Source organism: Aeromonas sp. PI_26, assembly GCF_027854445.1.
GTDB classification, from domain to species: Bacteria; Pseudomonadota; Gammaproteobacteria; order Enterobacterales; family Aeromonadaceae; genus Aeromonas; species Aeromonas veronii.
Genome location: NZ_JAJNOE010000017.1, coordinates 41,938 through 53,061 on the forward strand (window position 1 = coordinate 41,938; position 11,124 = coordinate 53,061).

The 11,124-nt window shown below is 58.0% G+C and carries 7 protein-coding genes and 3 tRNA genes; 3 read left to right on the forward strand and 7 right to left on the reverse strand.

Annotation, left to right across the window (positions count from 1 at the left end; genetic code table 11):
• The first annotated feature begins 77 nt into the window (after nucleotides 1–77).
• Nucleotides 78–3,521 carry an ATP-binding protein gene (locus LRL22_RS16685; RefSeq protein WP_270905906.1) on the forward strand — a complete coding sequence of 1,148 codons (3,444 nt, stop codon included), beginning with the start codon at nucleotides 78–80 and terminating at the stop codon, nucleotides 3,519–3,521.
• Here the strand turns inward: LRL22_RS16685 and LRL22_RS16690 are convergent.
• The 5 genes from LRL22_RS16690 to astB form a co-directional block, all read right to left on the reverse strand.
• The gene (locus LRL22_RS16690; RefSeq protein ID WP_270905907.1) at nucleotides 3,495–3,785 is read right to left on the reverse strand and encodes a hypothetical protein; all 291 of its coding nucleotides are present in this window, start codon (nucleotides 3,783–3,785) and stop codon (nucleotides 3,495–3,497) included. The genes LRL22_RS16685 and LRL22_RS16690 overlap by 27 nt on opposite strands.
• 142 nt (nucleotides 3,786–3,927) lie before the next feature.
• Nucleotides 3,928–4,012, reverse strand: a tRNA-Tyr gene (locus tag LRL22_RS16695).
• 44 nt (nucleotides 4,013–4,056) lie between these two features.
• Nucleotides 4,057–4,141, reverse strand: a tRNA-Tyr gene (locus tag LRL22_RS16700).
• A 38-nt stretch (nucleotides 4,142–4,179) separates the two neighbouring features.
• Nucleotides 4,180–4,264 (reverse strand) — tRNA-Tyr (locus tag LRL22_RS16705).
• Nucleotides 4,265–4,505: 241 nt separating this feature from the next.
• Nucleotides 4,506–5,843 (reverse strand): N-succinylarginine dihydrolase, encoded by a 1,338-nt coding sequence (astB, locus tag LRL22_RS16710; protein ID WP_270905908.1) that lies wholly within the window; start codon nucleotides 5,841–5,843, stop codon nucleotides 4,506–4,508.
• A 355-nt stretch (nucleotides 5,844–6,198) separates the two neighbouring features.
• Between astB and topA the strand changes: the two genes are divergently transcribed.
• Nucleotides 6,199–8,820 carry a type I DNA topoisomerase gene (gene topA / locus LRL22_RS16715; protein ID WP_270905909.1) on the forward strand — a complete coding sequence of 874 codons (2,622 nt, stop codon included), beginning with the start codon at nucleotides 6,199–6,201 and terminating at the stop codon, nucleotides 8,818–8,820.
• A 108-nt stretch (nucleotides 8,821–8,928) separates the two neighbouring features.
• The gene (locus tag LRL22_RS16720) at nucleotides 8,929–9,093 is read left to right on the forward strand and encodes a hypothetical protein (RefSeq protein ID WP_005334891.1); all 165 of its coding nucleotides are present in this window, start codon (nucleotides 8,929–8,931) and stop codon (nucleotides 9,091–9,093) included.
• Between the two features lie 16 nt (nucleotides 9,094–9,109).
• Here LRL22_RS16720 and LRL22_RS16725 read toward each other — a convergent pair whose 3' ends face one another.
• Both LRL22_RS16725 and LRL22_RS16730 read right to left on the reverse strand, forming a co-directional pair.
• The gene (locus tag LRL22_RS16725; RefSeq protein ID WP_019446729.1) at nucleotides 9,110–9,466 is read right to left on the reverse strand and encodes an MGMT family protein; all 357 of its coding nucleotides are present in this window, start codon (nucleotides 9,464–9,466) and stop codon (nucleotides 9,110–9,112) included.
• 66 nt (nucleotides 9,467–9,532) lie between these two features.
• Nucleotides 9,533–11,086 carry a methyl-accepting chemotaxis protein gene (locus LRL22_RS16730; protein WP_270905910.1) on the reverse strand — a complete coding sequence of 518 codons (1,554 nt, stop codon included), beginning with the start codon at nucleotides 11,084–11,086 and terminating at the stop codon, nucleotides 9,533–9,535.
• Nucleotides 11,087–11,124 lie beyond the last annotated feature (38 nt).

Here is an 11,124-nt window from a genome sequence, read left to right on the forward strand (position 1 = left end):
CTAACATTTCTATACTACCGTGCGCACCCCATTTTTTTCAGGTGCATATATCTTTTGATAAATATATTTGAATCGTTATGTCTATATATTGTTCGCTTATGTCATTAATCAAACGATTCATAATTATTGTCTCTGTTTTTTTCTTGACGCCTGCCGTATTGGCGAAATCTGGTCCCTCTCTCCCAACGATTGAAGTCGGAATATTGGCCGGAGGATGGGGCCCTTTTCAGCAGTGGGACGGCAGGGCCGCAGCCGGATTCAGCGTTGAATTGATGGAACAATTGGCCAAAAAGCTGGACTACAAGATTGCTTGGCAGGTTTACCCCGACTGGGAGGCTATGTATAGCGATGCCTGCCGTGGCAAGCTCGATATCCTGCTCGATGCTTTTAACTCTGAAGTGCGCCAGTGCATCACTTATAGCCTGCCTTACTACACCTCACCGACTGTGGTGGTGGTGCGCCAGGACAGCGCTCTGTTTCGGGATGTGAGCCGCTTGCAATCTGCCAGCATTGCCATCGAAAAAGGCTTTCTGACCGAGAAGCTGGTCAAGCTGCATTATCCCAGTGTCACGCCTAGGCTGTTTGTGGATACCCACAGCGCACTGCAGGCGGTAGAACAAGGGCGGGCGGATGCCTACATCGGCAATCTCCATGTGGCCAATCTGTTTATCGAGCGCCACCCGGCGTTGGCAGTGGTCGCCCAGTCCCCCTTGTTGATGGAAACCCTGCATCTTGGCGTCGCCAGCCAGAAACACTCCCTTGCTATCCGGCTTGATACGGCAATTCAGGCGCTGACGGTCGAGGCGCGCAGTGAACTGGAGAGACGCTGGCTTGGGGAGAGCCTGGAGCCCAACTTTATGGGGCACAGCAATTTCTTGCTGCGCCCTGATGAGCGAGCATGGCTCTCGATGCTGCCGCCGTTAAAGTTGGGATTGATCCCCGGCTGGGTGCCCTTCTCTTATCACGATGAGGGTGGCAATCCGGTCGGCTTGATGGCGGATTATCTGGACGTGCTGCAAGAGAAGTTGGGGCTGGCATACAGCCGTGTGCCAGTGCAGAGCTGGCCCGATCTGCAGCAGTTGCTGCTGCATCACGATGTGGATCTGGCGGTATTACCCACCCGCATCATTGAGCGGTTGGTGGGTTGGCATGCCAGCGAGCCCTTTGCATCATTCCCGATGGTGCTGGTGACGGCGCGCGGTAGTATTCCGATCGGGGATCTCTCTGATCTGGCCGGTAAAAAGTTGTTGTTGACCGACAGTATGCTGATCCCCCAGCTAAGGACACTGGTGCCTGACCTGAAACTGATCACGACCAAGAGTGCCAACGAGGGGCTCGCTCGTGTTGCAGCAGGTGAGGGAGATGCCTATATCGGCAATCTGGTGGTGGTTTCCCGTCTTGTCACCGAGCAGTTTGATGACCGACTTCATATTGCCGCGCCCACCCCTTTCAAAGATGAGTTGGCCGTTGCGGTACGTGAGCCTTACAGCCCCTTGCTGCCCCTGGTCAACCGGGTGCTTGCCAGCATGAGCGACAAGGAGAAGCGCCAGATACGCAACAGTTGGCTGGCGCTCAATTACAGCGAAGGTATCCCCAGAGCGAAACTGGTGCGAACCCTGCTGCCCGCCGGGATGGCGATCACGCTCTTTATTCTGGTGCTATCGGTGGCTTACTGGCGGCTGCGTCAGGAGATAGTCCGTCGTCATCAGGTTGAGGCAGCACTCGCCAGAGCCAAGACCAAGGCGGAGTCTGCCGCCACCCAGAAAGGAGAGTTTCTGGCCACCATGAGCCACGAAATTCGCACGCCCATGAATGGCATTGTCGGCATGGCGGAGCAGCTCACCTTTACCGAGCTGACCCAGGATCAGCGCCAGATGGTGGAGGTTATCAACCGCGGTGCCCAGGGGTTGCATGCGCTGATCGACAACGTGCTCGACTTCGCCAAGCTGGAAGCGGGCAAGATGCAGCTCGAAGAGGCTCCGTTTCTTGTCCGGGAGCTGCTCGACAACGTGCTGACCATGACGGTGAGCGAAGTACATCGCAAGGGGTTGCGCGTCTATCTCTGGGCGGATGCTGGTGTGGCGGCTCGGGTTAGTGGTGATGCGCTGCGTCTGCGCCAGATCCTCTTCAACTTTGTCAGCAATGCCATCAAATTTACCGAGCGGGGCTTTATCGAGATCTCGGTGCAACTGCTGTCGCAGGGGGAGGGGCAACAGCAATTGTGCTTCGGTGTGCGCGACAGCGGCATCGGTATGAGCCCAGAGGCGCTTGGCCGGATCTTCAATGCCTTTGAACAGGCAGAGAGCTCCACCACCCGCAGTTATGGTGGTACCGGCTTGGGCCTGAGTATCTGCCAGACCCTGGCCACCTTGATGGGTGGCGAGATCCGGCTGGAGAGTGCCCCTGGGCTGGGCACTTTCATCAGCCTGACGGTCACGTTGCCATTGCTGGCACAGCGAGAGCCGGATCTCCGTCTCAATGGCGTGCAAGCCCATATCGATCTCCATGACGAGAAGTTGTGCCACACCCTGCTGTTGCATCTTGATGCCTTGGGGGTAACACGAACGTCGGAGTCTGGTGATGCTCATTTGCGTTTCACAGACCATGAGCTGGCTGGCAACGGGGTCATCCGGGTGCTGCCGCTGGCAACCCCCCTCGGTTATCGTTGTGATGAGGAGGGTTACATCCTCAACAGTAATCCCATGACCTGGCATGCGGTGCGGGAAGTTTGCTATCGCCAGTTTGGCTTGAGCGCAGGGACGGCAACGAAAGCGATGCGAAAGAGCGCACCCATACAGCCCTGTCGGGTATTGCTGGTGGAGGATAATCCCCTCAACCAGTCGCTGGTAATACGCCAGCTCAGGCAACTTGGGATGAACTGCGATGTGGCAGAGCATGGCCAGCAGGCTCTCGAGATGGTCGCGCAGCATCCCTATGAGCTGGTGCTCTGTGACTGCCAGATGCCGGTGATGGATGGTTATGAGTTCACCCGCAGGATACGGGCTGCAGAGAAAGGTGAGCGGCTACTGATCATCGCCATGACGGCCAATGTGTTGCCAGAGCAGGCTCAGCGCTGTTTTGCCGCGGGCATGGACGATCTGTTGGGCAAACCGGTGCTGCTGGATGCTCTGCACCAGATGTTGCAGAAGTGGCAGATCTTACCCGCGCCAACCTTGATTGATATTGCAGCCATGGAGGCATTTTTTGGTCATGGTGAAAAGTTGCGGCAGATGTTTCCGCTTTTTCGCCAGGAGCTTGAACAGTCGATGGCACAGGCGCCACTTGATGACAATGCATTGGCCAGTTGGGTACATCGTCAGGCGGGGACCATCAGCATGATGATGGCGCCGGAATTGGCTGAACAGGCATGGCGATTGGAAGAAAAAATCCGTCAGTTTGGATCGCCAGCTTGTACAGATGAGCTGACACGCTTTCGTGCCCAATTACAGCAAATCATCGATGAATTGACGTTATTGAGCGAAAGAGAGGGGCATTCAGTTATCCAAGGAGAGCTGGAGTAAGGGGAACTGTTCGCTCATAAAATTACGGGGGCTGTGGCCATTGCCTGCGCTGGCCAGCCATTCCCAATCCAGTTTTGGCGAGCCCGCTTTGAAGCGTTGATAGGCAACGCCCTGATGAATGGTCAGAAAGAGGGTCGTGGAGAGTCCCAGCTTGTTGCTGTAGCGCACCATCAGATCGCCCTGATAGTCGTTGCTGATTCTGACTTTGAGCGCCTGCAGTGTCAGACCGGTGGCGTGACCATGCTCGTCCCAGACTTCAAACATGATTTGAACACTCTGATGTCGATGATGCCACGATGAGCAAGATGGGATGCAATTGCAACTGTCAGATCTGACAATGCCGAAAAAGTGTGAAGGGGATAGCAGAAAGCGAAAACCCGGCGCGAGGCCGGGTTTTCTTGAATGATGGTGGAGGGAGAAGGATTCGAACCTTCGAAGGCAGAGCCGTCAGATTTACAGTCTGATCCCTTTGGCCGCTCGGGAACCCCTCCACAGGGGCAAAGCAAATTGTATTCAGCCATTGCAATCAGGGAAATGGTGGAGGGAGAAGGATTCGAACCTTCGAAGGCAGAGCCGTCAGATTTACAGTCTGATCCCTTTGGCCGCTCGGGAACCCCTCCACGGGGTATTTCCTGATTGTCACTACTTTGCACTTGAATGGTGGAGGGAGAAGGATTCGAACCTTCGAAGGCAGAGCCGTCAGATTTACAGTCTGATCCCTTTGGCCGCTCGGGAACCCCTCCCCAAGTGCGAGGCGCATACTATCAGATCCAGAGGCTTTGTGAACCCCTTGATGAGGCATCTGGCAGTAAAAAATGACTGTTCGTCGATTTTTTGATACATCCAGCTCAAAATTCAAGCTTATCAGCAAGTTGTGCGCTGCTTTTCTGCACAAAACAGCATCTGTGCAATTTGACGATCGTGGCGAATACAAGAGAGATAGCAGAAGACCGCCAGTGTCGGCGGTCTTCCCTGGCATCACATCTAGCGCTGGAACGGGTAGACCGAACCCAGTTTCAGGATCTGGGCCAGCTCGTCCAGCGCGCTGCGGGACTCCTGCACCAGTGCCGGATCCCGCAGGTCATCGAGGGTCAGGCGGTCGCGGTAGTGGCGATCTACCCAGCCATCGAGGCGGGCAAACTGGCTGTCGTTGATGAGGCAGGCCGGATTGACCGCAGCGAGTTCCTGATCGTTCATGGCAACCCGCAGTCGCAGGCAGGCCGGGCCGCCACCATTGCGCATGCTCTGTTTCACATCCATATAGTGCACCGCCTTGATCGGGGTCTCCTGCGTCAGCAGCTTGCCAAGATAGGCCGACACCGCCGGATTATCGCGGCACTCGGTGGGGGCGATAATGGCCATCTCGCCGCTCGGCAGGGTGAGGATCTGGGTGTTGAACAGGTAGGATTTCACCGCATCCAGCACGGATACCTCGGCGGTCGGCACTTCGATAAAGTGCAAATCCCCCTCGCCAAACTTGCCGCGGATTTCGGTCAGCACCGCTTCGGTGTTGAGGAATGCTTGTTGGTGGAAGAAGAGCACGTTCTGGTTGCCCACCGCGATCACGTCGTTGTGGAATACCCCCTGATCGATCACCTCCGGGTTTTGCTGAATAAACACCACGCTCTCCTCGCCGAGGCCATGCAGGCGGGCGATGGCCTGGCTTGCCTCCAGGGTCTGGCGGGCCGGATAGCGCTTCGGCGCCGGGCGGGAGTAGTCAAAAGCGCTGCGGCCATAGACAAACAGCTCGACCCCCGCCTCGCCATAGGCGCGGCAGAGGCGGGTGTGGTTGGCTGCCCCCTCGTCGCCGAAGTGGTCATTCTCCGGCAGATGGAGGTGGTGGCTGAAGTGGCGATCGTTGTTGAACACGGCCCGCAGGATGTGACCTGTGACGTCCGGCTCCAGAGAGCGGTGAAACTTGTTGGTCAGGTTGGCGGGGGTGAAGTGAATGCGGCCATCCTGGGTATCGGCACTGGGAGAGACGGTGGCGGCGTTGGCGGTCCACATGCTGGAAGCCGAATAGCAGGCAGCCAATACGGCGGGAGCCTGTTTGGCTGCCTGCTCCAGCACCCGGGCATCGTTGCCGGTGAAGCCGAGGCGGCGCAGGGTGGCGAGATCGGGACGCTCTTGTGGCGCCAGTACCCCCTGGGTCATGCCAAGCTCGGTCAGCGCCTTCATCTTGCGCAGCCCCTGTTTGGCGGCCTCTTTCGGATTGGAAGCCTCCTGGGCATTGCTCTGGGAGGCAACGTTGCCGTAGGAGAGGCCGGCATAGTTATGAGTCGGGCCGACCAGACCGTCGAAATTGACCTCGAAGTGCTTCATTGAGTACATCCTTTCGATTTTTATGATGGGTAGCGGTTCCTTCCGCGCACAATGCGTCGGGGTTGGGCCATTATAAAGAGATTTTATGTTTTTGTAACAAGCTGGTAACCAGCAGACGTTTTTATGTCGTTTCAGATATAAAAAGAAGGGCGGTATGGCAGAAAATTGAAAAAGCGGTTGCGTCCGGCCTGTTGCCTTCGCATTAATAAATAAAGAAGCAATAAAAGAAGCCGTGTGGTTCGGGCTGGTCAGGCAAATTTGCTCACAAGATTGCTTTTTCGCGCCAAATCTCTTATACAGCCCCACAAAACCGCACACCAACCCCGTCGGGTGCAATGAGGATAATAGTTACAGCATGGGCAAATCACTGGTCATAGTGGAGTCTCCGGCCAAGGCCAAGACGATCAACAAATATCTGGGCAAGGACTACGTGGTGAAATCCAGCGTGGGTCATGTTCGCGATCTGCCCACCAGCGGCAGCGCCAGCACCGAGCCCAAGAAACCTGTCATTCGCGGCATCAAGTTGAGCGAATCCGAGAAGGCTGCCAAGGATCGCAAGGCCCTGTTTGCCCGGATGGGTATCAATCCGACCGCTGGCTGGCAGGCTAACTACCAGATTTTGCCCGGCAAGGAGAAGGTGGTCAGCGAGTTGCAAAGTCTGGCCGAGAAAGCCGACACCATCTATCTCGCAACCGACTTGGATAGAGAAGGAGAGGCGATCGCCTGGCACCTGCGCGAGATCATCGGTGGCGACGACAGCCGCTACAAGCGTGTGGTGTTCAACGAGATCACCAAGAGCGCCATCAAGGAGGCGTTTGCCCAGCCGTCCGAACTCAATATTGACCGCGTCAATGCCCAGCAGGCCCGTCGTTTCCTCGACCGCGTGGTGGGTTACATGGTTTCCCCGCTGCTGTGGAAAAAGCTGGCCCGTGGTCTCTCCGCCGGTCGAGTGCAGTCCGTTGCGGTGCGTCTCATCGTCGATAAAGAGCGCGAAATCAAGGCGTTCGTTCCGGTCGAGTTCTGGGATCTCAACGCCGACCTGCTGACCGGTGACAAGGCTGATCTGCGGATGGAAGTGGTCAGCCGCAACGGTGCCGACTTCAAGCCGGTGACCCAGGCCGAGACCTTCGCCGCCGTGGCGGCCCTGGAAGGGGTCGACTACAAGGTGGTGAACCGGGAAGACAAGCCGACCGGCTCCAAGCCATCCGCGCCGTTTATCACCTCCACCCTGCAGCAGGCGGCCTCTACCCGTCTGAGCTTCGGGGTCAAGAAGACCATGATGATGGCCCAGCGTCTCTATGAAGCGGGTTACATCACCTATATGCGTACCGACTCTACCAACCTCAGCAAAGAGGCGGTTGAGGCGGTGCGTGAATATATCGGCGAGCAGTATGGCGCGGCCTATCTGCCAGCCGAGCCGAATTTGTATGGCGCCAAGGCCAATGCCCAGGAAGCGCACGAAGCGATCCGTCCCTCCAACGTACAGGTGACAGCCGAGATGCTGGAAGGGATGGAGCCGGATGCCATGCGTCTGTACGATCTCATCTGGCGTCAGTTCGTTGCTTGCCAGATGACCCCGGCTCAATACGACTCCTCCACCCTGACCGTCAAGGCGGGTGAGTTCGAGCTCAAGGCTCGTGGCCGTACCCTGCGCTTCGCCGGTTGGACCAAGGCTCTGCCGCCGATGGGTCGCAAGGGCGAAGATAGTCAGCTGCCGGCGGTGAGCGTTGGCGAGGTGCTGAAACTGGTCAAGCTGGATCCGCGCCAGCACTTCACCAAGCCGCCGGCCCGTTTCACTGAAGCGGCACTGGTGCGCGAGCTGGAAAAACGCGGTATCGGCCGTCCGTCTACCTACGCCTCCATCATATCCACCATCGTCGATCGCGGTTATGTGCGGGTCGAGAGCCGCCGTTTCTTCGCCGAGAAGATGGGCGAGATTGTCACCGATCGTCTGGTGGAGAACTTCGTCGAGCTGATGAACTACGAGTTCACCGCCAAGATGGAAGACAAGCTCGATGGCATCGCCGAAGGGAGCCTTGAGTGGAAGAAGGTACTGGATTCCTTCTACGCCGAGTTTACCCAGGAGCTGGAGAAGGCCGACAAGGCGCCCGAAGAGGGCGGCATGCGTGCCAACCAGATGGTGATGACCGACATCGACTGCCCGGATTGCGGCCGCAAGATGGGTATTCGTACCGCCACCACCGGCGTGTTCCTCGGTTGCTCCGGCTATGCTTTGCCGCCGAAAGAGCGCTGCAAGAAGACCATCAACCTGGTCTCTGCCGACGAGTTTGTCTCCGCCACTGACGGCGAAGAGGCAGAAACCGAAGCGCTGCGCGCCAAGCACCGCTGCGGCGTCTGTGGTACAGCGATGGATGCCTACATCATCGATGACAGCCGCAAGCTGCACGTCTGTGGTCGCAACCCGGATTGCGATGGCTACGAAATCGAGAAGGGCCAGTTCAAGCTCAAGGGCTACGAAGGGCCGAGCATCGAGTGCGACCGTTGCGGAGCCGAGATGCAGCTCAAGAACGGCCGTTTCGGCAAGTACATGGGCTGCACCAACGAGACCTGCAAGAACACCCGCAAGATCCTGAAAAACGGCGACATCGCGCCGCCGAAGGAGGATCCGGTGCCGCTGCCGGAGCTCAAGTGCACCCAGTCCGATGCCCACTTCGTACTGCGTGACGGGGCTGCCGGTCTGTTCCTGGCGGCCAGCAACTTCCCCAAATCCCGCGAGACCCGCGCGCCGCTGGTGGAAGAGCTCAAGCGCTTCAAGGATCGCATCTCCGCCAAGCACAAGTATCTGGCCGGTGCCCCGCTCACCGATCCGGACGGCAACCCCGCCATCGTACGCTTCAGTCGCAAGACCAAGGAGCAGTACGTGATGAGCGAGGTCAACGGTAAGGCGACCGGTTGGACCGCTCACTACGACAACGGTACCTGGCAAGAGAGTTTGCCAAAGGCTAAAAAAGCCTGATGAAAAGAGGCCCCGACAAGGGGCCTCTTTGCTTATGGATAGCGGTATACTGAGACAGCTGCAAGGAGTGCAGCTGTCGTCAATCGCGAAGTAGACAAGGAGGTTGAGATGGAGATTAACGAGATCCGGCCGGGCATGAGCTGCATGACTCGGGAAGGGGCGGCCTATGTGCTGGAGGTTGACCGGCAGAGTCTGCTGGTGCTGCTGCAGCGCGCGGATGAGACCATACCGGTGCAGGTGCGCAGCGACGAGATCCTGGCGCCGCTGGAGTGATCCGGCTGTGATCCCCTCAAAACGGCAGTAGAAAAAGCAGCTCGGCCAGATCGGGCTGCCATTGCCACTCCTTCATTCTGACCCGCCCACCGATCACCACGACCCCCTCCTGCTGCAGGCGTCCCGTCTGTTCGGCAAAGCCTGGCGATCCTTTCGGTAACGAGATAGTGCCCGCTGCGCCCAGCACCCGATGCCAGGGCAGTACCTTGTCGGTTTCCCGCAGCACCTTGCCCACCAGTCTTGCCCGTCCGGGCAGCCCGGCCAGATCGGCCACCTGACCGTAACTGACCACCCGGCCTGCCGGGATCAGGGCGATGATCGCTTCGATACGGGCAGTTTTGTTCAATGGGGATGGACTTGGTTCAATGCTCATAAACCCGATTCGTCAAAAACAACAGAAGCGCCATTGTGGCGCTTCTGTCATGGGGCTGGCAATGATTCAGCCGAAGGTCTGGCTAAGCCCCTTCAGTTGCTTGGCCCGTTCCAGCAGAGCCTGACTGGAGTGATCGACATCCAGCATCTTCTGACTGTTGGCGTGAGAGTACTCTGAGATCTGGTGGATGCTGCGGCTGATCTCCTCCACAACCGCTTGTTGCTGCTCTGCTGCGGTGGCGATCTGGGTGGAGTGTTCGGTGACCAGCTCTATCTCTGCCAGCACGGTATGGAGGCTGCTGGCGCCCTGGCGGGTCATCTCAGCACATGCGCGGGTCTGCTGCAGGTTCTCCTGCATCATCCCCTTCCAACGTCCCAGCGTGTGCTGGATCTGCTTGATGCTGCCCTGGATCTGCTCGGTCGCCTTGTGGGTGCGGGTCGATAGAGTTCGCACCTCGTCTGCGACCACCGCAAAACCACGGCCCTGCTCCCCGGCGCGAGCGGCTTCGATGGCGGCGTTGAGGGCCAGCAGGTTAGTCTGCTCGGCGATGCCCTGGATCTCGCCCATGACACTGCCAATCCGTTCGGATTCGCTGGCGAGCTCCACTGCCGAGTTGAACGCCAGCTCAGCCTGTTTGGCGAGCTGTTCGATCTGTTGCTCGGTCTGGTTCAACTGCTGGTTGGTTTGTTCACAACGATTGCGAGCTTCGTTGACCTGACCGTTGGAGTCCTGAATGTTGCGGGCGATCTCGTGGGCCGTGCTGGCCATCTGAGTCATAGCCGTAGCCATCTGCTGGGTCTGGGCATCTTGCTCGTTGATATCGAGACAGGCTTGATGAGAGGCCTGCTTCAGATTGATGGCCAGGGTTTGCAGAGGTGCCGTGGCATCGTTGATCCGCCCCAAAACGGTTCGGATGCGGGCCTGCAGCATCTTGATATGAAAATCGGCAATGGCGCCGGGGTTGTCACCGGAGTAGACCAGCCGGGTCAGACTGTCATATTCACGGCCCAGTTTCTGCAGATAGTGGGGCAGGGCAAAGAGCTCGCGCCAGTAGGCTCCGCCAATAAGCAACAGGGGCAGCAGCATCAGCAGGACGGTCATGGCCCCTTGGCTGGCGAAGGTCCAGCCCATCAGGCCGAGCAGCAGCAGGGTAATGGCCGGGGTGCGTACTTTGGCAAGAGAGGGGAGGTTGCTGCTGTTGCCGCGCTCGGCCTTGAGCAGTGCCTGGTAGGTCTGAGCGGCGATGCGCTTGAATTGGGGCTCGGGCTTGCAGCGTACCGACTGGTAGCCGCTGATCCTGTTGCCTTCATAGATGGGGGTCACATAGGCATCTACCCAGTAGTAACGGCCATCCTTGCAGCGGTTTTTTACCATACCGCGCCAGGGTTTGCCCTCCTTGAGGCGGGCCCAGAGATCGGCGAAGGCGGCCTTGGGCATGTCGGGGTGGCGTACCAGATTGTGGTTGTGTCCCACCAGTTCATCGACCGTGTAGCCTGCGATTTCGCAAAAGGCCGGGTTGGCGTAGGTGATCACCCCGCGCAGGTCAGTGGTGGAGACCAGTTGTACGTCGGCAGGAAACTCCACTTCGCTATCCAGGGTATGGACGTCTCTGCGGGCCATAGGAATACGCTCCGATGTTCTTGTTGATAATGTTGTCG